The sequence below is a fragment of the Mesorhizobium sp. CNPSo 4684 genome, assembly GCF_057784315.1.
In genome coordinates this window covers 12068-34457 of record NZ_JBWLUX010000030.1, presented here as the reverse complement: position 1 = coordinate 34457, position 22390 = coordinate 12068, and the positions used below count along the sequence as shown (strand labels likewise).

Sequence of the window (22390 nt, the reverse complement as noted above, 5' to 3'; positions counted from 1 at the left end):
ACCCACGCAGCCATGACAAAGCAACGCCTCTATCTCTTTGACACCACATTGCGCGACGGCCAGCAGACGCCGGGCATCGACTTTTCCGTCGAGGACAAGATCGCGATTGCGAAGCTGCTCGACGAGTTCGGTATGGACTATGTCGAAGGCGGCTATCCCGGCGCCAATCCGACCGACACCGCGTTCTTCCAGCAGAAGCGCACGGCGAAGGCAAAATTCGTCGCCTTCGGCATGACCAAGCGGGCAGGGGTGTCTACGTCCAACGATCCTGGCCTGGCGGCGCTGCTGCAGTCGAAATCCGACGCCATCTGTTTCGTGGCCAAGAGCTGGGACTATCATGTCCGCGTCGCGCTTGGCTGCACCAATGAGGAGAACCTCGATTCCATCAAGGCTTCGGTCGAAGCGGCAACCACTGCCGGCAAGGAGGCGATGGTCGATTGCGAGCATTTCTTCGACGGCTTCAAGGCCAATCCGGATTATGCGCTGGCTTGCGCCAAAACCGCCTACGACGCCGGCGCGCGCTGGGTGGTGCTTTGCGACACCAATGGCGGCACGCAGCCTTCGGAAGTGCGCGAAATCGTCGGCAAGGTGATCGCCGGCGGCATCCCGGGCGATCGTCTTGGCATCCACGCGCATGACGACACCGGCCAGGCGGTGGCGAATTCCCTTGCCGCCGTCGAGGTCGGCGTGCGCCAGATCCAGGGCACTTTGAACGGTATCGGCGAGCGCTGCGGCAACGCCAATCTCGTCTCCATCATCCCGACGCTTTCGTTGAAGCCTGCGTTCGCCGACCGTTTCGAAACCGGCATTTCGGCCGAGGCGCTGACCGGCATTTCGCGGCTTTCCCGCGCCTTCGACGAATTGCTCAACCGCGCGCCTGAGGCGCAGGCGCCCTATGTCGGCGCCTCGGCCTTCGCCACCAAGGCCGGCATCCATGCCTCGGCGCTCGCCAAGGAGCCGGCGACCTATGAGCATGTCGAGCCGCAAGCCGTCGGCAACCGCCGCCGCGTCATGGTCTCCGACCAGGGCGGCAAGGCTAATTTCCTCGCGGAACTGAAGCGGCGCGGCATCGACGTGCCGAAGGACGATCACCGGCTCGACGCTTTGATATCTGTGGTCAAGGAACGCGAGGCCGAAGGTTATGCCTATGAAGGCGCCGATGCCTCCTTCGAGCTCTTGGCGCGCAAAATGCTGCACGGCCTGCCGGAGTTCTTCAACGTCACCTCGTTCCGATGCATGGTCGAGCGCCGCTTCGATGCCAATGGCCAGCTGAAGACGGTCTCCGAGGCGATCGTCAAGGTGATGGTCGATGGCGAGGAAAAGATGTCGGTGGCCGAAGGCCATGGCCCGGTCAACGCGCTCGACATCGCGCTGCGCAAGGACCTCGGCAAGTTCCAGGGCGAGATCGCCGACATGGAACTGGCCGACTTCAAGGTGCGTATCCTCAATGGCGGCACCGAAGCCATCACCCGTGTCCTGATCGAATCGCATGACGGCACCGGCGCCCGCTGGTGGACGGTCGGGGTGTCCGAAAACATCATCGACGCGTCCTTCCAGGCGCTGATGGATTCGATCGTCTACAAGCTGATGAAGAACCGCGAGATGGCAGGGCTGGTGGCGGCGGAGTAAATCTTGGGTCCTCGCCCCGGGGGGAGGTGGCCCGGCCCTTGAACCATCAGCGGAAGTCCATTGATCCATCACAACTTTGCGATGGTCTTGGATGGCCGCCTAGGCCATAGCCTTGGCCCATGGCCAATGAAACAACCCAGACCGACGCAGACTCCAAGGCCCGCAGCGGCTTCCTGCTGGCGCTTGGCGCCTATCTGCTGTGGGGGCTGCTGCCCTTTTACATGAAGGCGGTCGCGCATCTGCCGCTGATCGAGGTGATCGCCCATCGCATCGTCTGGTCGGTTCCAATTGCCGCCGCGGTGTTGGTCTGGGCCGGCCGCACTGCCGATTTCAAGGCGGCGATCCGCTCACCGCGCAGCCTCGGCATGGCGGCGCTGACGGCGACGCTGATTTCAGTCAATTGGGCCATTTATGTCTGGGCGATCTCGGTTGACCGCACGGTCGAGACCGCGCTCGGCTACTACATCAACCCGCTGGTCGTCATCGTTGTCGGTGCGCTGGTGCTGGGCGAGAAGCTCGACCGGCTGCAGATCGCGGCGGTGGCGCTGGCGGCGATCGCCGTTGCCGTGCTGACCGTCGATGCCGGTAAATTGCCCTGGGTGTCGCTGGCGCTGGCGTTTTCCTTCGCCGCGTACGGTTTTTTCCGCAAGACGCTGCCGATCGGCCCGAGCCAGGGCTTTCTGCTCGAAGTGCTTTTGCTGTCGGTGCCGGCGCTTGCCTACATCGTCTTCCTGATTGCCAACGGCGAGGATCATTTCATCTCCAGTACCGCCACGGACACGGCGCTGCTGATCGGCTGCGGCCCGGTCACCGCGGTGCCGCTGCTTTTGTTCGGCTTCGGCGCCAAGCTTCTGCGTCTCTCCACCATCGGCATCATGCAATATATCGCGCCGACCTTGGTGTTCCTGATCGCCGTGCTGATTTTCGACGAGCCGTTCGGCGCCACGCAGGCGATTGCCTTCGCGCTGATCTGGGCAGCGTTGGCGATGTATTCCTGGTCGATGTTCCGTGGCCGTGAAATTCGCTCGGCGGTGTTGGCTCCGAAGTAGGAAGACTTGCATGTACGTGCTGCACATTGCCAACAAGAACTATTCGTCATGGTCGCTGCGGCCATGGGTGCTGATGCGCACCCTCGACATCTCGTTCGAGGAGCGGCTGACGCCGTTCCCGACAGGGTCGAGCTTCGACCTCTACCGGGCTTTCTCGCCCAGTGGCCGTGTGCCTTGCCTGGTCGATGACGGCTGGGCGGTGTGGGATTCGCTTGCCATCGCCGAATATCTCGCCGAGCGCCACCACGGCGTGTGGCCGGCCGAGGCCAGGGCACGGTCCTGGGCCCGTTCGGCCGCCGCCGAAATGCATTCGGGCTTCACCGCCTTGCGTAGCGAGTGCCCGATGAGTTGCGGCGTGCGGGTAAAACCGTTGCCGATGTCGGCAGCGCTGAAGCATGATCTGTTCCGGTTGGGCGATCTCTGGAACGATGGCCTCGCCCGGTTCGGCGGGCCGTTTCTGGCCGGTGGCCATTTCACCGCCGTCGACGCCTTCTTTGCCCCGGTGGCGTTTCGCGTGCAGTCCTATGGGCTCACTTTCGAGGGCGCGGCGGCCGCCTATCCCGCGCAATTGCTCGGTCTGCAGGCGATGCAGGAATGGTATTCGGCGGGCCTCGCAGAGACCTGGCGTGAGCCGGATCATGAAGCGGAAGTCGCTGCCGCCGGCACCGTCACCGAGGATCTTCGAGCGACGGTGTGACCCTCTGATGGGCGCTACATGCGCCCGAGCCGCCTGACGAACAGATAGGTCGCCGCCGCGATCACGATCGAAACCGCTGACACCACCCAGAATCCCATCGGCGTGTTGACCAGCGGCAGGCCGCCGACATTCATGCCGAACAGGCCCGAAATGATCGTCATCGGCAACAGCACCGCCGTCATCACCGACAGCACATAGAGCAGCTGGTTGGACTGCATCGTCAGCTTGGCCATCAATTCGTCCTGCAGCAGCCTGGTGCGCGCCTGCAGCTGCTCGCCATCGTGGTAGAGCCTGTGCGCCCGGTGCGAGAGCCTTGTCGCCATGTCGTTGATCGGGTCAGGCAGCTCGTTGCGATGCGAATGGTCGAGATGGCGGAACAGGTTTGTGAGTGTCGCCATCTGCCGATGGATGACCACCAGCTGACGGCGCGCCTCGACCAGTGACTGCCGCTCGCTGTGCCAGGCGTCGCGCACGATGCGGTCCTCGATGCCGTCCAGCGTATCGCCAAGGCCGTGAAGCTCGGCCGCCATGCCGTCGAGCGACTGGCCCATCACCGCCTCGATCAGGTCGGCAGGGGCGCGGAATTTGCGCGATCCGCTCTCCACCGCCTTGCGGATGAGATCGACCGATTCCAGTGGCTGCTTGCGCGCGCCGATCAGCATTTTTTCGTTGAGGGCAAAGCGGAAATGGCCGAGCCCGCGCGCCTCCGCGGAATAGTCGTGGCGCAGATCCGGCAGGTCGCCATAGAGCCAGTCATCCTCGAGATCGATATGGCAGCCCTGGCTGGCGCCGAGGAAAGCTTCGCGCACCGGCGCCGGCAAAGCCTGCTCGGCGGCGATCTCGCGACGGGCGCGCAGATCGGACAGCTGGTAGCTGCGCCATGTCCATTGCGCCTCGGCCGCGTCCTTGGTGCGCAGGCCCTCGGCGGTGAAATGATAGATGAAGAACAGCCCGTGCTCGTCGGGCAGGTAAGGCGACAGAGGGGTGCCTTCCGCGTTGAGAGCGATGTTCACGGCTCGCCTCGCCAAGAAATTTCGACCAAGTACAGATTTCGACCACGCCGTGCGCGGATGCCGGCACGTCATTCGTAGCATGGGCTAACCGGGTTCTGTGTGACAGTTTCTTGACAGGGCGATCACAGTCCGTCGATCAGCGACGCTGCAGAAATTGGCCGGCGGCAGGGATCGCCGCCGGCGGCGTATTCGCGGCGTGCTCAGCGCTTGGGCCCAAACCCGGGATAGGGCGCGAGCGGCACCACTGCGGCAATGTCCATCATGCCGGCCTTGACCAGCGGCAGAGTGGCGAGATGGCCGCGCACGTCGGCATCGCTGCCGGCTTCGAACATCATGCCGCTGCCCGGAATATCGCCGCGGTTCCAGACCTGGCGCACGGCGCCGTCGGCATAGAGCGTGCGGCGCTGTTCGGCCTCGCTGGGCAGCAGCGGCGCGAAATCGGCGTCGCTGAACTGTTCGGTGTTGCGGGTGAGAAGGGCAAAGAACTGCATTTTCTGTCTCCTGTGGTTGCGATGCCCAAACTATCGCCGCCGCTGGTCAGACTGTCCAAGACTGATTAGGCTAAAGTTGAGACCCTATAGGACTACAAGAGGTGGAGGAAAAAATGTTCGACCTGCGCCAGCTCCGCTATTTCGTAACTGTCGCCGAAGCCGGCACTGTCGGCCGCGCGGCTGAACTCCTGCACATCTCGCAATCGCCGCTGAGCCGCCAGATCATGCAGCTCGAAGCGCAGCTTGGCGTCACCCTGTTCGAGCGGGCAAAGCAGCGCGTCCACCTCAATGCCGAAGGCAAGGCCTTCCTTGTCGAGGCGCAGGCGCTGCTTGCCAATGCACGGCGTCTGGAGGAGTTCGGCCGCAATCTTGGCAGCGGTGCGGTCGGGCGGCTCGCCATCGGTTATGTCGAGGGCGCGGTGCATGCTGGCCTCGTCAGCCGGATGTTGCGGCAGTTTCGCCGCGACCGGCCGGATTTTCACCTGCAGCTGAAGAACCAGCGCTCCGCGGTGCAACTCGGGGGGTTGCGCCAGCGTTCGCTTGACCTCGGCTTGGTCTATGGCCCGCCGTCCGCCGACGATCCCGATCTTGCCGGCATGCTGGTTCGGCGCGAACCGCTGGTGCTGGCAATGCCGGAGAATGATCCGCTCACCGATGTCGCCGACATCCGGCCCGGCCATCTCGACGGCCGCGTCTGGATCACCGTGGTGCGCCAGCCCGACGACACCAACCGCGCCCAGTTCCTGGCGGCCTGCGCCAAGGCCGGCTTCCTGCCCGACATTGCCTATGAGACGGCCGATCCGCTGACGTCGCTCGGCCTGGTCAGCGCCGGACTCGGCCTGGCGACGGTACAGGCAAGCCTCCGGAGTGCAGCACCGTCAGGGATCGCGTTTCGTGACCTGCCCTGGTTCGAGCGCACCGTCTCGATCCATCTCGCCTGGCGGCGCCAGGACAAGCGAGCGGTGATTGCGGAGTTGAGGGAGGCAGTAGGCAGTAGGCAGTAGGCAATAGGCAGTAGGGGTGGCGCTCGCGGCACCTGACACAACGCCTACTGCCCAATCCCTACTGCCCAACCCCTCACATCTTATCAATCACCGACTGCACGCCTTCCGTCGGCGCATCGACCGACGAGCCCGCCACCATGATGGCGGCGACGATGGCTTCGGGGTCTTCGATCACCAACGGTTTGACCCGCTGCGCGGTGTGAATGAAGCCTTCGCTCGACATATGGTCGAGCAGCGCCAGCATCGGATTCCAGAATCCTTTGACGTTGGCGAAGACGATCGGCTTGCGGTGATGGCCGAGCTGGCCCCAGGTCATGACTTCGACGATCTCCTCGACCGTGCCGATGCCGCCCGGCAGCGCCACAAAGGCGTCGGATTTTTCGAACATCTTGTGCTTGCGCTCGTGCATGTTGTCGGTGATCAGCAACTCGTCGAGCCGGTCAAGCGCGGTTTCGGTCGCCTCCTTGTTGATGAGGAAGCGCGGAATGATGCCCGTTACCTTGCCGCCGGCCTTGAGCGCGCCGTCGGCAACGGCGCCCATAATGCCTTTGGTGCCGCCGCCGTAGACCAGTCGCAGGCCGGATTTGGCGAGGGAGCGGCCAAGCAGGTGTCCGGCCTTGGCGTAGATATCATCGCGGCCCGGAGACGAGCCGCAGTAGACGCAGACGGATCGAATCGTGTTCATGCGTGATTGGTGATTGGGTCTGAATGCGGGGTCAAGCCCCAGAGGCTGACAAGCCCGGGCTTTTTCTTGTCGGTTCCGGCAAAACACGCTAGACCGGCGTTAGGTGGCTAAGGGGCAGGGAATATGGCTGTTAATCCATTGAAGGCGTTTCTGTTCGCGGCGGGTGGGACCGTCGCGGTCGTCGGAACGGCCTATGTATCGGGTGCACTCGACCCGTATCTCAATCCCACGCCGCCGGCGGAGATTGCGTCGCTGACGCCGCCGGCCGACTCCGGGACCGAGGGAAGGCTGCCGCCGGCGCCTGCCGCCCCAACCGATGCCAAGGCTACGCCGGCACCGGCGCCTGCCGACGCAATAGCTCCCGCGACAGCCCCGGCAGCGGCCGGCTCGGTTGTGCCGAGCTTCGATGTCGTACGCGTCGAAGGCAACGGCTCGATCGTCGTTGCCGGCAATGCCGCGCCCAATTCAAAGGTCGAAATCCTCAACGGCTCGACGGTGCTCGGGTCGACCGTCGCCGGTCCGGACGGCGCCTTCGTCATCGTCCTCGACGATCCGCTCAAGCCCGGCGACTATACGATCGCGCTGCGTTCGACGACTGGCGATGTCGTAACGCCTTCGATGCAGACTGCCGTCGTTTCGGTTCCCAAGGATGCCGCCGGTCAGGTGCTGGCGATGGTCGAGGAACCGGGCAAGCCGGCCGAGCTGCTGACTGTTCCCGCGCCTGAGACCAAGCCTGCGGCACCGGCTGCCGGCGATCAGGCCGCTGCTCCTGCTGCTGAGGCACCTGCCGCCCCGGCCGGAACTGCGCCGGCCGCTCCGGCTCCGGCGACACCGCCGGCTGCGGCGGTGGCCGAACCCAAGATCGTCGTCGAGGCGATCGAGATCGACGGCAACAAGATCTTTGTTGCCGGTCTGGCTGACGCCGGCCGCAAGGTGCGCGCCTACGCCAACGACATCCTGCTCGGCGACGCGCTGACCTCGCCGGACGGCCATTTCCTGGTCGAAGCGACGCGCGACATCCCGGTTGGCAGCTACACCATCCATGTCGACGGTCTCGATGCTGACGGCGTGAAGGTGGTGGCCCGCGCCGCCGTGCCGTTCGAGCGCGAACCGGGCGACGCGGTTGCCGCCGTGGCGCCTGCAGAGACCAAGCCAGCCGAGCCGGCTGAACCGAAGCCGGCCGCACCGGCTGCTGCCGAGGCGCCGGCCGAGCCCGCAGGGGCTCCTGCCGCTCCGGCGACCGAGGCTCCGGCTGTCGTAGCGGCAGCAACGCCCGACGTGCCGGAGAAGGTGGCGCCGAAACTCGAACATGCCGACGGCGCCGTCATCATACGCCGCAACGACACGCTGTGGCGGATTTCGCGGCGGGTCTATGGTCATGGCGTGCGCTACTCGACCATCTATCTCGCCAACCAGGACCAGATCAGCGATCCCGACCGCATCTGGCCAGGGCAGGTGTTCAAGGTCCCGGAAAAGTCGAAGGAAGGCGAAGCCGCCGACCTCAAGTCGATGGGCGAGCAAGCGACGACGGCGCCGGTGAAGGCGAAGTAGAGGCCGCGATCCTTCGCGCCCCCCTCTGGCCTGCCGGCCATCTCCCCCACACGGGGGGAGATTAGCAGTTCCGCCCTTCTGCCCATCGGGTTAGCTTGCCCCGCGCCCGTTCATCGTCTATCGCCGATGAACGATGGCCGACTCTTTCACCGAACCAGACTTGGCAAACCGCGCACCGCCCGAAAGCCGCGCGGTTGCCGCTCGCTTTGCAGCACTCTCACACCCGGCGCGCATCGAGATCCTGAAACATCTGTCGGCCAGCAATTCCTGCTGCTGCCGCGAGGTGGTCGATCATCTCGACCTCGCGCAATCCACCGTTTCCCAGCATCTGAAGATCCTGGTCGAGGCCGGCCTGGTCCGCTTCCAGCCCGACCGCCAGCGCTCGCGCTATGAGGTCGACCGCGCAGCGCTCGCAGACGTTTCCGCATCTTTGACCGCGCTCGTCAATTCCTGCTGCTCCGGCCGCTGAACTCCCACCCAAAAGGCAAGACAAGTGGCAGAAAAAACCGTTTCCGATAGCTCGACCTTCAGCACCTTGCGCAATCTGTGGCCGTATATGTGGCCGGCCGACCGCGCCGATCTCAGGGCACGCGTCACCTGGGCGACGCTGCTTCTGGTCGTTGCCAAGCTGACACTGGTTGCGGGTCCGTACTTCTTCAAATGGGCGACCGATGCGCTGGCCGGCGACGCCAAGTCCCCGCCGCCGCTACCGTCCTTCCTGCTGGCGCCGGTCATGCTGGTCGTCGCCTACAATGTCGTGCGGCTGGTGCAGCTCGGCTTCAACCAGCTGCGCGACGCGCTGTTTGCCCGTGTCGGCCAGTATGCGGTGCGCCAGCTCGCTTTCCGCACCTTCGTTCACATGCACCAGCTGTCGCTGCGCTTTCACCTCGAGCGCCGCACCGGCGGCCTGTCGCGCATCATCGAGCGCGGCACCAAGGGCATCGAGACGATCGTGCGCTTCATCATGCTCAACACGGCGCCGACCATTCTCGAATTCGCGCTGACCACAGGCATCTTCGCCTACACCTATGGCTGGAAATATGTGGCTGTGGTGGCGCTCACCGTCTGGCTCTATGTCTGGTTCACGGTTCGCGCCAGCGACTGGCGCATCTCGATCCGCCGCGACATGAACGACAGCGACACCGACGCCAACACCAAGGCGATCGACTCGCTGCTCAACTACGAGACCGTCAAATACTTCAACAATGAGGGTATGGAGGCCGAGCGCTTCGACCGTTCGATGGCGCGCTATGAGATGGCCGCGACCCGGATCTGGACCTCGCTCGGCTGGCTGAATTTCGGCCAGGGCATCATCTTCGGCCTCGGCACCGTGATCGTCATGTGCATGTCGGCGCTGGAGGTGCAGGCCGGCACGCAGAGCGTCGGCGATTTCGTCTTCATAAACGCCATGCTGGTGCAGCTGTCGGTGCCGCTCAATTTCATCGGTTTCATCTACCGCGAAATCCGCCAGGGCCTGACCGACATCGAGCAGATGTTCGACCTGCTCGACGTGCCGCAGGAGATCACCGACAAGCCCGGTGCCAAGCCGCTTGCCGTCTCGGCCGGCAAGGTCGAATTCCGCGATGTGCACTTTGCCTATGATCCGAACCGCAAGATCCTGAAGGGCATCTCCTTCGAGGTTCCGGCCGGCAAGACGGTGGCCATTGTCGGCCCGTCGGGCGCCGGCAAGTCGACGATCTCGCGGCTGCTGTTCCGCTTCTATGACGTCCAGGGCGGCCAGGTGCTGATCGATGGCCAGGATGTCCGTGATGTGACGCAGCAGAGCCTGCGCGGCGCGATCGGCATGGTGCCGCAGGACACCGTGCTGTTCAACGACACCATCGCCTACAACATCCGCTACGGCCGCGTCGGCGCCAGCGAGGTGGACGTCGAGAAGGCCGCGGAACTCGCCCAGATCGGCCCGTTCATCTCACGGCTGCCGGAAGGCTACCGCTCGATGGTCGGCGAGCGCGGGCTAAAACTGTCGGGCGGCGAAAAGCAGCGCGTGGCGATCGCCCGCACCATTTTGAAGGCGCCGCCGATCCTGATGCTCGACGAGGCGACCTCGGCGCTGGACAGCCACACCGAACAGGAGATCCAGGCGGCGCTCGACCTGGTCAGCAAGGGCCGCACCACCATCGTCATTGCGCACAGGCTGTCGACGGTGATCACCGCCGACGAGATCATCGTGCTCAAGGACGGCGAGATCGCCGAACGCGGCACCCATGCCGAGCTGATGCGCCAACACGGCCTCTACGCCTCGATGTGGGACCGCCAGCGCGAAGCGACAGAAGCTGAGGAGAGGCTGCGTATTGCGCGCGAGAGCGATGAGCTTGGGGTGATTGTGCGCAGACGGACTTCGGAGGTGAGTTAAGCGGTGGAGCGCCAATCTCCCCCCTTGAGGGGGAGATGTCGCCGAAGGCGACAGAGGGGGTCGTTGCGCGTGGAGCGCTAACCTTCATCGCTCGCAAGAAGGTCGCGTCCAGCCGAACCGACCCCCTCTGGCCTGCCGGCCATCTCCCCCTCAAGGGGGGAGATTTGCAGCGTCGCTGCCGCGCCACCCTTCACCAAAAATTCCCTCTTGACCTCAACCTAAGTTGAGATCGCAAACCCGTTCCTGAGCCACCGAACCCAAGTCGTTCAAGAACGGAGACAATTGAAATGGATCAACTCAATCAACAGCTTGGCAGTGAAGCCGTGTTCAGGGTCGACAAATTCGTCGTTCCTGCCGAGGCACGCGAAGAGATCCTCAGCAAAGTCAGGGCAACGCATGAATTGCTGCGTCTGCAGCAAGGCTTCGTGCGGGATTTCGTGCTCGAGCAATTCTCGGGGCCGGGCGAATTCAACCTCGTCACCATCGTCGAGTGGCAAAACCAGGCGGCCGTCGACAATGTCGTGCCGATCGTCAAGGCGGCACAGGAGCGGGCAGGCTTCGACCGGCAGGCGACGCTGACCCGGCTCGGTGTTCGTGCCGATATCGCAAACTATCAGCGGATTCCGGGACTATAAGACGGCCAGCCCGCGCCAGGTGCAGGCGCTTCGGCGCTCAGCACCTGGCCGGAGCGCGCATCGCTGACCATGTGTTCGAAGCCGCGCCATTCGGCGGCGGCGATGAACAGCGTCGTGCCATCGGATCCGCCCAGCATGCAGGCAAAGCAGCCGCGATCGACCGCCACGGTCTGCAGGACCTCACCACCCTCGCGCACCCGCACGCAGCGCTTGTTGGGAACATCCGCATACCAGGCAGCACCGTCGGCATCGAGGCAGATGCCGTCGGGAAAGCCATCGAGATCGGCCCAGACGCGGCGGTTGGCAAGGCTGCCGTCCGCAGCGATGTCGAAAGCGGTCAGCCGGTTGGCATGCGATTCCGCGATGATCAGTGTCTTGTTGTCGGGCGTCACGGCCATGCCGTTGGCGAAGGCGATGTTGTCCGCCACCTGGCGGATTGTGCCGTCGGGCGTGATCAGTACGATGGTGCCCGGCCCGAAATGCTCTCCCGGTGCCGGCGCCGGCCCGCCGCCATTGACATAGATGTTGGCGCGCCCGTCGACGACGATCTCGTTCCAAGGGCTGTTCGACAGCGATCGAAGATCGGCATGGGTGACCAATTCTCCATCCAACTCCTGCCGCAGCAGCAATCCTTCGCGCCCCGAGATGACCAGCAGCCGTCCGTCCGGCAGCCAATCGATGGAATAGGGCAGGGTGGCCGATATTTTGAGCATGGTCTCGATGTTGCCATCGGTATCGACGGCGAAGATCTCGCCGGTGCCCCAGTTGCAGAGCCACAGCCGTCCGTCATGCCAGCGCGGCGACTCGCCGAAAGCGAGGCCTTCAGCAACAAGCCGCATTTGAGTGGGGTTTTGCATTTGGGAAACTCCTTGTTGTGAGCGTCTTCATGGCAAGGACGAAGATCGCTCACCAAGGACGGGCGAGGGGGCGGTTCGCCGACAGCAGGTTTACCGATCTTTCGCTCGGAAAGAACGTTCCGGCCGTGCCCGATGCAGCCTTTCCAATGTTGCGTTGCGACAGCGGAGCCTTTCCGGTATTGAGGCCGGACCTGAAACAGGGACCGCCCCCATCCTATGAGCCCCATCCGATGAGCCTCGTCGACTCGGTCAAGAATGCCTTCGTTCCGATCCATCGCGAGGGCTATCCGTTCATCGCCGCCTTCGGCGCGGGCACGCTGTTCCTCGGTTATTTCTCCTCTGTGCTGTTCTGGATCGGCCTGATCCTGACCGCCTGGTGCGTCTATTTCTTCCGCGATCCCGAGCGCGTCACGCCGGTCGACGACCGGCTGGTGGTCAGCCCTGCCGACGGTATCATCTCGGCGGTCGGGCCGGCGGTGCCGCCGCGCGAGCTCGGCCTCGGCAATACCGAAATGACCCGCATCTCGGTGTTCATGAACGTCTTTTCCTGCCATGTGAACCGCGCCCCGGTGCGTGGTCGCATCACGAAAATCGAGCACCGGCCGGGCAAATTCCTCAACGCCGAACTCGACAAGGCAAGTTCGGAAAATGAGCGCAACGGCCTGGTCATCGACAGCCCCAATGGCACCGTCGCCGCCGTGCAGATTGCTGGCCTCGTGGCGCGGCGCATCGTCTGCTGGGCCGAGACCGGCGGCTCGATCGCCATTGGCGAACGTTTTGGCCTGATCCGCTTCGGCTCGCGCGTCGACGTCTTCCTGCCTTCCATCGCCGTGCCGCGTGTCGCCGTCGGTCAGACCGCGGTCGGCGGCGAAACGGTGCTCGCCGAGTTCGGCGGCATCGCCGCAACCCCGCTCGTCAGGATCTCGTAAGCGTGGGCGCGCCGTTCAAAAAGTTCGAGGCACATGGCAGCGGCGGCCCGCGCATCCGCGAAATCCCGATGCGCATGGTGCTGCCCAATCTGGTCACCGTGCTTGCCATCTGCGCCGGTCTGTCCGGGATCCGCTTCGGCTTCGAAGGCCGTTTCGAGCCGGCGGTGGTGATGGTGCTGCTCGCCGCCTTCCTCGACGGCATAGACGGGCGCCTGGCGCGCATGCTGAAGGCGACGTCCAAATTCGGCGCGCAGATGGATTCGCTCGCCGACATCGTCAATTTCGGCGTCGCGCCCGCTTTGGTGCTCTATGCTTTCCTGCTTGACCGCGCAGGATCGCCGGGCTGGATCGCGGTACTGCTGTTCGCCATCGCCTGCGGCTTACGGCTCGCGCGCTTCAACGTGCTCGACGAGGACAATGATCGCCCGATCTGGCAGAGCGAATATTTCGTCGGCGTGCCGGCGCCGGCGGGCGCCGTGCTGGTCATGCTGCCGCTCTATCTGTCGTTCCTGCGCGTTGGCGTTGAGCCCAGCCGCCCGGCCGCCTTCGTCGCCACCGGCTTCACCATCCTGGTCGCCTTCCTGCTGGTCAGCCGGCTGCCGGTCTATTCCGGCAAGAGCCTGAAAGTGCCGGGCGACAAGGTGCTGCCGATCATCCTCGCGGTCGTGCTCTACGTGCTGCTGTTGATGACCTATCCCTGGTACACGCTGACCGCCTCGGTCGCCGGCTATCTCATCTTCCTGCCGTTTTCCGTGCGGGCGTACTCGAAACGTGCCAAGCGCGAAGGCGAGAAGGTTCCACCTTCGGATATTGGCTGACAGGCCCCTGTCGGAACCTGCCGGGCATCTTGACCGTTGTGTCTCAATAGACGACCGGGAGAAGCCGTCGCGCTATAGCGGTAGGCATGAGCGGCGAGGTGCGGCGTCGCCGAAACGCTAATCCCGCAAGCGACTTGCGTCAGGCAGGCCCTGGAGAGCGAGGAGAAATGGCTGTCATCCTCATCGGCGCGTTGCTCACTGTCGCTGGCGTTGTGTACATGGCGGGCGCGGTCATCGGGCGCGGGCGGCTCAGCGATCCGAAGTCCTCTCCCGCGACGCCGGATCGCCCAGCGCCAAATCTCGCAACGACAGGCCCGACCCTTGAGCCGCGGCGGCGCGGGCTCGGTTTCTTCGGCCTGTCGCAGAACTGGCCGGGCCTGCTGATGATGGGGGTCGGTCTTATCATGCTGTTGTCGGCGGCGGTCTTTTAGACGAGGGCCTCTCAGGCCGCAGCACTCAGCCCCAGCCGTTCGATAGCCAATTTGCGGGTCGAGACATAGTCGGTCTTGCCCGAGCCCAGCACCGGGATCTCCTCGACCTTGACGATGTCGTTGGGCACCATCAGCTCGGCAGCACCGGCCTGCTTGCCGAACTTGCGCAATTCGTCAGGATCGGCGTCGTCCGCGGTGGTGACCAGCACGATGCGCTCGCCGCGCCTTTTGTCCGGCACCGCCACCGCCGCATGTCGCTCTTCCGGCCACAGCGACTGCACCAGCATCTCGACCGCGCCGAGCGACACCATCTCGCCGGCGATCTTGGCGAAGCGTTTGGCCCGGCCGCGAATGGTGATGAAGCCCTCGCGGTCGACCGAGACGATGTCGCCGGTGTCATGCCACCCGTCCAGCGGCTGCAATTCGCCGGGGCGGTCCGCCGTCATGTAGCCCATCATCAAATTCGGCCCGTCGAGCCACAGCCTGCCGGCGTCTTCGATGCCCTCGACCGGTTCCAGCTTCATGCGCATCGCCGGCAGCGGCCGCCCGACTGTGCCGTCGCGGCCATGGATGGCGGTGTTGACGGCAACCACGGGAGCTGCCTCCGTCAGCCCGAACCCCTCGATGATCGAGGCATCGAAGCGCTCGCGGTAGACGCGGCGCGTCTCTGGCTTCACCGCTTCGGCGCCGGCAACGACGAAGCGCAGGCTGGAGAAATCGCCGTCCTTGGCGGTGCGGGCGTAATTGGCGAGGAACGTGTCGGTGCCGAACATGACGGTCGGCTTCACCTTGCGCGCGATCTCCGGGATGATCTTGTAGTGCAGCGGCGAGGGGTAGAGGAACAGCTTTACCCCGGTCACCAAAGGCAGGATGGTGCCGCCGGTCAACCCGAAAGAGTGAAACACCGGCAGAACGTTGAGCAGTATGTCGGACGGCGAGATGGTGATGCGCGCCTCGGCCTGCATGGCATTGGCGTGGAGATTGCGGTGCGACAGCACCACGGCCTTGGGCGTGCCTTCCGAGCCTGAGGTGAACAGGATCACCGCCGGCTTGGCGGCGTCCTGCCGTTGCAGCGGGAACCGCCACAGCACTGCGGCGGTGAGCTTTTCCAGGGCGGTGATGCTTGCGCGCACATCCTCCAGCCACAGCATTTTGGCGCCGCCGGCCTCGACCGCGGCAATGATGTCGGCAAGCCCGGCCTTCTCGACGAACGCGCGCGATGAGATGACGGTGCGGATGACCGCCGTGCGCACCGCGGCGGTGACGCTCGCCGGCCCGGCGGTGTAGTTGATCACCGCCGCTACCCGGCCGGCCGAAAGCAGGCCGACAAAGGACAGCACCACGCCATTGGCGTTGGGCAGCAACACCCCGACCGCTTCGCCGGGTGCTGTCACCGCCTCGAAACGGCGGCCGAGCACGCGCGCGCCGATGAACATTTTTCGGTAGCTGAGCGAGCCGCTGATCACATCCTCGATGATCGGATGCGAGGCACCGGTGCGGTCCGCTGCATCGCGCATGGCCAGGAACAGACCGCGATCGAGGTTGCTGCCGAAAAGCCTGGCCTCGGCGATGCGGTCAAACAGCGCATTGGTGTTGGAAGCCTGGCCGGGATTGCGCGCCACCAGTTCGGCAATCGTCATCGGCTCCAGCACGCTGATCGACAGTTGTGGGAACCAGCGGCGGGGCGCCCGGTCTTTTGGCGTCAGGGACACCGGCAGGTCGCGCGCGCCGGCGACGAAGATCGGCACGATGGTGGCGTCGGCCTGCATGGCAATGCGGGTAACGGCACGGAAGAGGCGAAATGACTTCACATCGGGCTCGACGTCGTCGGGCAGATAGACGGCAAGCCGGCCTTTGCCCTTCAGCACCCTGACCAGCCGGCGGCTGACGAACAGATGCTCGGCGTTGAAGGCAATGGTGCGGCCAAGCTCGCGCCATGGCTCGAGCCAGAGCGAGCGCGCCGAGGCCCCGTCCAAGATGTGCAGCGTGTCGTCAGGCAGCAGCGACAGCATCAGTGCCGGCTCGAAGCGCGACTGGTGCGAGACCACATAGATCACCGGCGTCGGCGCGTTGCGGGCAATGCGGATGCGCCGGTCCTCGATCTGGTAGGCAAGCTTGAACGGCACGTAGAGCAGCGCCTGGGTGAAGCGCAGGTCGAGGCGAAAGGTCTCGATCGCGGCAATCAGCAGCCAGGCCAGCACGAGGCCTGCAAGCAGCGCCAGTGTCAGGATCATGCCGCGTCTCTCCCAACGTTCCGGTATCGCGGCTCTTCGTCCGCTTCACAGCAGAGGGTAACGCAATGGGGGGCAAGGTCAATGTCGAGCCTTTTTCCTTCTCCCCGTTCACGGGGAGAAGGTGCCCGAAGGGCGGATGAGGGGCGGGCGCTGCGCTCGTTGGCTTCCTCAAGCCGCCTTCAACCGCCCGCTGATGAACCGGAACTCCTGGCTCTTGCCGCCATAACCGTAGGCAGCCGCTGGCACCTCGTGCACGAAAGCATAGCTCTCCTCATGCACGCCACCCAGCAACTGGCCAAAAGCGTCAAAGACCGCCTTCAGATAGGCCTCCAGCTCCAGCTTGGTGTTGGTGCCGTCAACCACCTTGATGTCGAGCCAGAAGGTGTTGGCGCCGTGCTCGGCCAGCGACTTGCCGCCGGCGAACCAGTGCTGCGGGTCGACATAGCTGACGGCGACGGCGGTGATCGTCGGATCCTTGCGCAGATGGGTTGCGGTCAGGCCGGTGATTTCCTTGGCAATAGCGGCGGACAGCTTGGCGTCGGGCTTGCCGGTGACGCTGATGTTGATGATCGGCATTTTTCTCTCCTTTGGTTGAGCGGCGTCTGTTTGCCGTTGGAGAGACCATGCCATCATCCTAGAATCAAAAAAATCGAATTGTTTCGAACGAAAGGTTCTGTATTATCGAAGTATGCAAGCGCTCGACCCTGATCTGCTCAAAACCTTCCTTGCCTTTGTCGATGGCGGCTCGTTAGCACATGCGGCATCGAGCGTGGGCCGCTCGCCCTCTGCGGTGACCGCCCAGATGCAGCGGCTGGAGGAGATCGTCGGCGAGCCGCTGCTGGTGGCGCAGGGCCGCGGCCGCGGGCTCACGTCGGCCGGCGAGGATCTGGTCGGCCATGCCCGTCGCATCCTTGCCGTGCACAGCGAGGCCTGGCTGGCACTGAAAGGCGCGCGCGCCGCCGGCCGCGTCGCCATCGGCACCACGCAGGATTTCGCCGACAGCGGCTTGCCAGAGCTCCTAAGGGCCTTTGCGACCAGCCATCCGCGCGTCAGGATCGAACTGCGCGTCGGCCGCTCGGCCGAGCTTGGCGAGGCGCTGCGGGCCGGGCAGCTCGACCTGGCCATCATCATGCGCAAAACCCCGGCCAATGACGAAGTCGGGCTGTTCAGTGAGCCGATGCTGTGGCTGTGCTCGCAAAAGGGGCTTGCCGTGCGGGAAGAGGAATTGCCGCTGGCGCTGCTCGACCCCTATTGCGGCTTTCGCGAAGCGGCTCTCGCAGCCCTCGATGCAGCCGGCCGCCGCTACCGCATCGCCGCCGGCAGCGCCAGCCTTGCCGGCCTGCGCACCGCGGTCAACGCCGGCATCGCGCTGACCTTGCGCACGGCGCGATTTGCCCATTCCGGCATCGTCGAAGCACCGCGCGAGCTCGGCCTGCCGCCGGTGCCCATTGCGCAATTCGCCATAAGGCTCGGCCAGGGTGCCGAACGGCCGGCGCGCGACCTTGCCGCCTTGCTCAGCGACAATCTCGCTTTGCCCGGCCTTACCGGCTGATTTCCCCTTGCCGGCTGATATCCAAAGAAAAAGCCGACCTTTACGATCGGCTTTAAGTAGGACGGGTCGAGGGGTTTGGGGGGACTTGGGGGGTGACCCGTCGCACCAATAATGCCTGAGCCGGATGATGGTTCCATGACTCCGAAAATAATTATGGGGTTGCCCTATTTCTCGCCACCAGCCAATCACGACCGGCATGGCCAAAAACCGCGCACAGCACGACGGCGCCGCCGGCCAGGCTGGCGGTCGGCGGAATTTCGCCTAGGAACAGGAAGGCGAACAGGATCGCGAAAGGCACTTCGGCGGCACCGAGCAGGCCGGATTCGGGCGCCGGGATCAGCCGCGAGCCTTCCGTCCACAGGATCGACGCCGCGGCAAACGATCCTCCGAAGGCGACGAGCAGCACCGCATCGTGGGCCGAAACCGTCAGCGGGTCGGTGACGAACCAGCCGAACACGAACAAAAGGAAGGCCGACACCGCGCCCGCCCACACCACCGGCGTGTCGCGAAAGGCGCGCACCATGATCATGTAGAGCGCGCTGCCGGCGGTCATCAGCAGTGCGAGCCCATCGCCGAACAGATGGCCGCTGCCGAAGCCGGAACCGACCATGATCGCCACGCCGCACAACGACACTGCTGCAGCAATAAGCGTCTGCGCCCGGAAAGGCTCGCGCACCAGCACGAAGGCGAGCAGCGCGGTGATGAAGGGCGCTGTGGCATAGATGACCGCCACATTGGCGACATAGGTGAACTTGAACGCCGAGATGAAGGCGATGCTGGCCGTCGCACCCTCAACCGCCAGCAACCAGCCGCGCCAACCGAGTCGCAAGCTTTCCCGCCCGCCGGAGCGGCGGCGCCGCCACAGCACATAGAAGGTGATCAGGATCGAGCCGACAAAGCCGCGCCAGCAAGTGATGGTCAGCGGGTCGGCATGGATTGATTTGGTCAACACCCCGGTGAGGGCGAATGCGACGGCCGACGCCGAGACCAGGGCGATGCCGAGCGTGCGCTCGGCGGCGATGCTGGCCGCGCTGTTCATGAGCGTGTCGGGCTTGTCGAGGGAATCCGTCATGTCACCAGACTACGCTTGCTGTCCTGACACCTTGCTGTCAGCAGGGCATCATCCCATGGCACAGCCGGCGCGCCTCTGCGCCAGCTTCGGGCTTACGTTGGGGCAAGGGCCGGCGGCATTCGCTGATGCTTACAAAGGGCTTTTACGCGGACAAAAGCCACTTAACACTGGTCGCTGACGCTATTGCGCGCGGCGGCGGACGCGCATGTTCGGCGTCTTGCAATGCTGGACGGCCCCAGCCCAATCAGGTAATTTTGAGGCTCGCGGATTGATCGGCGCGGCTCACCCCGGCAGCGGACTACGGAGAGGGCGCGCCAATACGTGCGCTGCATAAGTCCGGGAGTTTCGATGACCGAAGTGATCGATCGACTGGTGACGGCGATGAACGCGCATCATCTCGACGCTGTCACCGCTCTCATCCACGAGAACTATCGGAGCGTACAGCCGGCGCACCCGGGCAGAGCCTTCGTTGGGCGTGACCAGATGCGCGCCAACTGGGAGGCCATGTTCACGGGAATACCTGACTTCCACGCGGCGGTCACGCGCTCGGTCCAAGACGGTGACACGACCTGGATCGAATGGCATTGGTCAGGGACTCGCAGCGACGGGCAACCCTTCGAGGTGCGCGGGGTCACGCTGTTCGAGATCATCGACGGTCAGATTGTGGCCGGGCGATTGTATCTGGAGGACGTCGAGCACCAGGTTGTCGGCATCGAAGACGCGGTTGAAGCCCTCTCCGGGCGCCGTCCGCCAACGGCCAGCAGTGGAACCGGTTCGTGACCTCCCCACCTCACTGCGTTACCTGGTAGAGCTCCGCAACGGCCTCCTTCAGCGCGCGCCTTCCGTCGGGCCGGAAATACATCATGTGGCCGCCTTCGACGACGTCGAGACGGATGGGTTTTGCGCCGCCGAGCGTCGGAAGCTGGTTCACCAGATAGCGCGAGGCGAGATAGGGCGTGACCAGGTCGGTTTCGCCATTGACGATCACCACGCCGAGCGCCGGGTTCAGCGAACGTGCGCGCTGCAGATCGTCCATCACCCCGGCATAGCCTTGCCGCGAGCTGCCGTAGTCCCAATTGTGAGTGACGTCGCCATTGAGCAACCGGTAGCTGACATCGGTGCGAAAATTCAGCTCGTCGCGTGCATAGGAGACGAAGGCCGAGGTCAATGCCGGCACGCTGCGGTCGAGCACCGGATCCGGGCCGGCGATGCGCGCGCTCTCCGGCGCGATATCGCTGGTGGCGATCGTGCCGTCATAAGGACTGAGCACCTTGCCGCCGGCGCGTTGGAATTCGCGCGCGAAAAGGCCGGTCGGGATGCGAGCAAAATTGCGCTGCACGAGCTCGAGCGGCAGGCCGGTGATCTCGGCCACGCGCTGGCTGGCCAGCCGCCCGCCCTGTTCCAGCCCGCTGGTCAGAGCGGTGAGGTAGTCACCCAACGCATAGTGCTCGATCTCGGCGAGTTTCTCGCGCAGCGCCTCGCCGCTGACGCCTTCGCTGCGCAGCCGCACCGCCGCCAGCGAGGGCAGTTCCAGCGCCCAATGCAGCGGCTGAAACTCGTCCGGCAGCACCAGCGTGAATTCCAGCGCCGGCGAGATCAGCACGATGCCGTTCGGGCTCAGGCCGACATCTTCCTGCAGGGTTCTGGCAAGCAGTGCTGCCCGGAACCCGCCATAGCTTTCGCCGGCAAGGAAGAGCGGCGATCCGGTGCGGCCGTTCTGGGCGAGATAGAGCCGGATGAAGGCGCCGATCGAACTGGCGTCCTGGCTGACGCCCCAGAAGTCCTTCGTGTCCTGGCCGGGTGCCTCGCGGCTGTAGCCGGTGCCGACCGGATCGACGAAGACGAGATCGGTCATGTCGAGCCAGCTGTCCGGATTGTCGATCAGCTTTTGCGGCGGTGGCAGGAATTGCCCATCGGCCCCGGTCGCGATGATGCGCGGACCGAGTGCACCGAGATGCAGATAGGCGGACGCCGCGCCGGGGCCGCCATTGAAGACGAAGGTGATAGGGCGAGCCTTCTCCGCGCCCGCCGCCGGCGGCAGCGTGTAGGCGACATAGAAGATTTCCGCCGTGACCTCGCCCTTGCCGGAAAGCAGCGACAGCGTGCCGGCCTTTGCCTGGTAGTCGAGTTTGCGCCCGGCAATGGTGATCGAATGGCTGGTGATCTGCGGCGCCGGCAGCAGCGACAGCACACCGCCGGCAGGGGCGGGGCGCTCGGGCGTTTCGGAGAGGCCGGGCTGCGCGAAGGCGACAAGCACCAGGAGAATTGCGGGAATAAGCTTCAGCTTGGCACGCATGACACCTCCGGAATGGCTCCCGCATAGGTATGGTCTAGGCGGTCGAAGTCAAAGTAACTATTCGCGACGTCGTGGCCCCTCTGTCCCGCCGGCATATCAGTGCTATCAAAGCGTGAAGGACTCGAAAGGACAGATCATGGACGCCACCGCACTCAAAGCCATGCAGGCGCCGCTCAAGGAGGCTTATCGCGGCGATGCCGCGCAGGCGCTGATCACGCTTCGCGCCAGGGGTTCGATCGACGACCAGTCGATCGCCTGCAAGGTCGAGACGGGCAGGGCGCTGGCGGTGGCCGGGCTGCATCCGGCAACCGGCGGCTCCGGGCTCGAACTTTGTTCGGGCGATATGCTGCTCGAGGCGCTGGTCGCCTGCGCCGGCGTGACGCTGAAGGCGGTGGCGACGGCGCTGGAGTTCAGGCTCGGCGCGGCGACCGTCGAGGCCGAGGGCGATCTCGATTTTCGCGGCACGCTGGGTGTGGCCAAGGATGCCCCGGTCGGCTTCCGCGCCATCCGGCTGAATTTCAACCTCGACACCGACGAGCCGCAGGAGCGCATCGATTCGCTCATCAAGCTGACGGAACGCTATTGCGTGGTGTTCCAGACGATCAACAGCAAGCCGGAGATGAGGGTTTCAGCGCAGCGCTGATCTCCCCCCTTGAGGGGGAGATGTCGCCGAAGGCGGCAGAGGGGGTCGCCGCGCGTAGAGCGCCAACTTCTTCTGTCGGCGAAGGGGCGTCGCGTCAGGACGTACCGCCCCCCTCTGGCCTGCCGGCCATCTCCCCCTCGAGGGGGGAGATTAGGCTATTGCGCCGCGGGCTCTTCCGCATCACCTTCGTCGGTGAAGGGCGAGGCGCTTGGCACGCAGTTCACCGCCCAGCCGGCCGGGGTCGGCTGCTTCTGGTATTCGGTGATGGCGTTGGTGCATTGTTCGCGGGTGTCGAAGGTGCTGGGCAGCACCACCATGCCGCCTTGCGGGCCGGCGATCACCAGGTACCAGACCAATGCTACGCTGGGAGCAGCCATGGGAATTCCTCGCTTTGCTGGATGTCGGATTCGGATCGACCCTAGCAACTCCC

At 64.6% G+C, this 22390-nt stretch carries 23 protein-coding genes; 14 read left to right on the top strand and 9 right to left on the bottom strand.

Translation table 11 applies throughout. The features are described from left to right. The first annotated feature begins 12 nt into the window (after nucleotides 1-12). From cimA to AC04SG_RS24730, 3 genes are all read left to right on the top strand, one after another. On the top strand, nucleotides 13-1629 hold the full coding sequence (gene cimA, locus AC04SG_RS24740) for a citramalate synthase (protein ID WP_488553175.1): 1617 nt from the start codon (nucleotides 13-15) through the stop codon (nucleotides 1627-1629). Between the two features lie 119 nt (nucleotides 1630-1748). Continuing rightward, nucleotides 1749-2678 carry an EamA family transporter RarD gene (rarD, locus tag AC04SG_RS24735; RefSeq protein WP_488553174.1) on the top strand — a complete coding sequence of 310 codons (930 nt, stop codon included), beginning with the start codon at nucleotides 1749-1751 and terminating at the stop codon, nucleotides 2676-2678. A gap of 10 nt (nucleotides 2679-2688) precedes the next feature. Next, entirely contained in the window at nucleotides 2689-3375 is a 687-nt protein-coding gene (locus AC04SG_RS24730; RefSeq protein WP_488553173.1) for a glutathione S-transferase family protein, read from the top strand. A gap of 14 nt (nucleotides 3376-3389) precedes the next feature. Here AC04SG_RS24730 and AC04SG_RS24725 read toward each other — a convergent pair whose 3' ends face one another. Continuing rightward, complete coding sequence (locus tag AC04SG_RS24725) at nucleotides 3390-4388, bottom strand: transporter (protein ID WP_488553172.1); 999 nt, start codon at nucleotides 4386-4388, stop codon at nucleotides 3390-3392. 200 nt (nucleotides 4389-4588) lie between these two features. Beyond that, nucleotides 4589-4879 (bottom strand): muconolactone Delta-isomerase family protein, encoded by a 291-nt coding sequence (locus AC04SG_RS24720; protein ID WP_488553171.1) that lies wholly within the window; start codon nucleotides 4877-4879, stop codon nucleotides 4589-4591. 113 nt (nucleotides 4880-4992) lie between these two features. On the opposite strand from AC04SG_RS24720, the gene AC04SG_RS24715 reads away from it, so the two are divergent. Then, the gene (locus AC04SG_RS24715; protein WP_488553170.1) at nucleotides 4993-5883 is read left to right on the top strand and encodes a LysR family transcriptional regulator; all 891 of its coding nucleotides are present in this window, start codon (nucleotides 4993-4995) and stop codon (nucleotides 5881-5883) included. 73 nt (nucleotides 5884-5956) lie between these two features. On the opposite strand, the gene AC04SG_RS24710 is transcribed toward AC04SG_RS24715, so the two are convergent. Beyond that, nucleotides 5957-6568, bottom strand: coding sequence for an LOG family protein (locus AC04SG_RS24710; RefSeq protein WP_203278080.1), 612 nt, complete (start codon nucleotides 6566-6568; stop codon nucleotides 5957-5959). Between the two features lie 123 nt (nucleotides 6569-6691). Here AC04SG_RS24710 and AC04SG_RS24705 point away from each other — a divergent pair, with 123 nt between their 5' ends. From AC04SG_RS24705 to AC04SG_RS24690, 4 genes are all read left to right on the top strand, one after another. Next, nucleotides 6692-8119: a LysM peptidoglycan-binding domain-containing protein gene (locus AC04SG_RS24705; RefSeq protein ID WP_488553169.1), complete on the top strand. Its 1428-nt coding sequence runs from the start codon at nucleotides 6692-6694 to the stop codon at nucleotides 8117-8119. A gap of 133 nt (nucleotides 8120-8252) precedes the next feature. Next, nucleotides 8253-8588 carry an ArsR/SmtB family transcription factor gene (locus AC04SG_RS24700; protein ID WP_488553168.1) on the top strand — a complete coding sequence of 112 codons (336 nt, stop codon included), beginning with the start codon at nucleotides 8253-8255 and terminating at the stop codon, nucleotides 8586-8588. A 24-nt stretch (nucleotides 8589-8612) separates the two neighbouring features. Next, on the top strand, nucleotides 8613-10493 hold the full coding sequence (locus AC04SG_RS24695; RefSeq protein WP_488553167.1) for an ABCB family ABC transporter ATP-binding protein/permease: 1881 nt from the start codon (nucleotides 8613-8615) through the stop codon (nucleotides 10491-10493). A 287-nt stretch (nucleotides 10494-10780) separates the two neighbouring features. Next, nucleotides 10781-11128: an antibiotic biosynthesis monooxygenase family protein gene (locus AC04SG_RS24690; protein WP_203278084.1), complete on the top strand. Its 348-nt coding sequence runs from the start codon at nucleotides 10781-10783 to the stop codon at nucleotides 11126-11128. On the opposite strand, the gene AC04SG_RS24685 is transcribed toward AC04SG_RS24690, so the two are convergent. Then, nucleotides 11107-11985: an SMP-30/gluconolactonase/LRE family protein gene (locus AC04SG_RS24685; protein WP_488553166.1), complete on the bottom strand. Its 879-nt coding sequence runs from the start codon at nucleotides 11983-11985 to the stop codon at nucleotides 11107-11109. The two genes, AC04SG_RS24690 and AC04SG_RS24685, sit on opposite strands and share 22 nt — an antisense overlap. A gap of 230 nt (nucleotides 11986-12215) precedes the next feature. Between AC04SG_RS24685 and AC04SG_RS24680 the strand changes: the two genes are divergently transcribed. From AC04SG_RS24680 to AC04SG_RS24670, 3 genes are all read left to right on the top strand, one after another. Continuing rightward, a complete protein-coding gene (locus tag AC04SG_RS24680) occupies nucleotides 12216-12914 on the top strand; it encodes a phosphatidylserine decarboxylase (RefSeq protein ID WP_488553165.1) in 699 nt (232 codons plus the stop codon). Between the two features lie 2 nt (nucleotides 12915-12916). Then, a complete protein-coding gene (locus tag AC04SG_RS24675) occupies nucleotides 12917-13732 on the top strand; it encodes a CDP-alcohol phosphatidyltransferase family protein (protein WP_192256777.1) in 816 nt (271 codons plus the stop codon). A gap of 167 nt (nucleotides 13733-13899) precedes the next feature. Beyond that, complete coding sequence (locus AC04SG_RS24670; protein ID WP_112560775.1) at nucleotides 13900-14163, top strand: hypothetical protein; 264 nt, start codon at nucleotides 13900-13902, stop codon at nucleotides 14161-14163. A gap of 11 nt (nucleotides 14164-14174) precedes the next feature. Here AC04SG_RS24670 and AC04SG_RS24665 read toward each other — a convergent pair whose 3' ends face one another. Continuing rightward, a complete protein-coding gene (locus tag AC04SG_RS24665) occupies nucleotides 14175-16397 on the bottom strand; it encodes an AMP-binding protein (protein ID WP_488553164.1) in 2223 nt (740 codons plus the stop codon). Between the two features lie 168 nt (nucleotides 16398-16565). After that, nucleotides 16566-16973 (bottom strand): tautomerase family protein, encoded by a 408-nt coding sequence (locus tag AC04SG_RS24660; RefSeq protein ID WP_488553163.1) that lies wholly within the window; start codon nucleotides 16971-16973, stop codon nucleotides 16566-16568. 112 nt (nucleotides 16974-17085) lie between these two features. Here AC04SG_RS24660 and AC04SG_RS24655 point away from each other — a divergent pair, with 112 nt between their 5' ends. Then, nucleotides 17086-17949: a LysR substrate-binding domain-containing protein gene (locus AC04SG_RS24655; RefSeq protein WP_488553162.1), complete on the top strand. Its 864-nt coding sequence runs from the start codon at nucleotides 17086-17088 to the stop codon at nucleotides 17947-17949. Nucleotides 17950-18100: 151 nt separating this feature from the next. Here AC04SG_RS24655 and AC04SG_RS24650 read toward each other — a convergent pair whose 3' ends face one another. Further along, nucleotides 18101-19021 carry a DMT family transporter gene (locus tag AC04SG_RS24650; protein ID WP_488553161.1) on the bottom strand — a complete coding sequence of 307 codons (921 nt, stop codon included), beginning with the start codon at nucleotides 19019-19021 and terminating at the stop codon, nucleotides 18101-18103. A 348-nt stretch (nucleotides 19022-19369) separates the two neighbouring features. Between AC04SG_RS24650 and AC04SG_RS24645 the strand changes: the two genes are divergently transcribed. Then, a complete protein-coding gene (locus AC04SG_RS24645) occupies nucleotides 19370-19801 on the top strand; it encodes a nuclear transport factor 2 family protein (RefSeq protein ID WP_488553160.1) in 432 nt (143 codons plus the stop codon). Nucleotides 19802-19811: 10 nt separating this feature from the next. Here the strand turns inward: AC04SG_RS24645 and AC04SG_RS24640 are convergent, their stop codons facing one another. Next, nucleotides 19812-21317 (bottom strand): S10 family peptidase, encoded by a 1506-nt coding sequence (locus tag AC04SG_RS24640; protein WP_488553159.1) that lies wholly within the window; start codon nucleotides 21315-21317, stop codon nucleotides 19812-19814. A gap of 136 nt (nucleotides 21318-21453) precedes the next feature. On the opposite strand from AC04SG_RS24640, the gene AC04SG_RS24635 reads away from it, so the two are divergent. Next, complete coding sequence (locus AC04SG_RS24635) at nucleotides 21454-21960, top strand: OsmC family protein (RefSeq protein WP_488553158.1); 507 nt, start codon at nucleotides 21454-21456, stop codon at nucleotides 21958-21960. A 155-nt stretch (nucleotides 21961-22115) separates the two neighbouring features. Here the strand turns inward: AC04SG_RS24635 and AC04SG_RS24630 are convergent, their stop codons facing one another. Next, nucleotides 22116-22337, bottom strand: a complete 222-nt coding sequence (locus tag AC04SG_RS24630; RefSeq protein WP_023689120.1) for a hypothetical protein — start codon at nucleotides 22335-22337, stop codon at nucleotides 22116-22118. Nucleotides 22338-22390 lie beyond the last annotated feature (53 nt).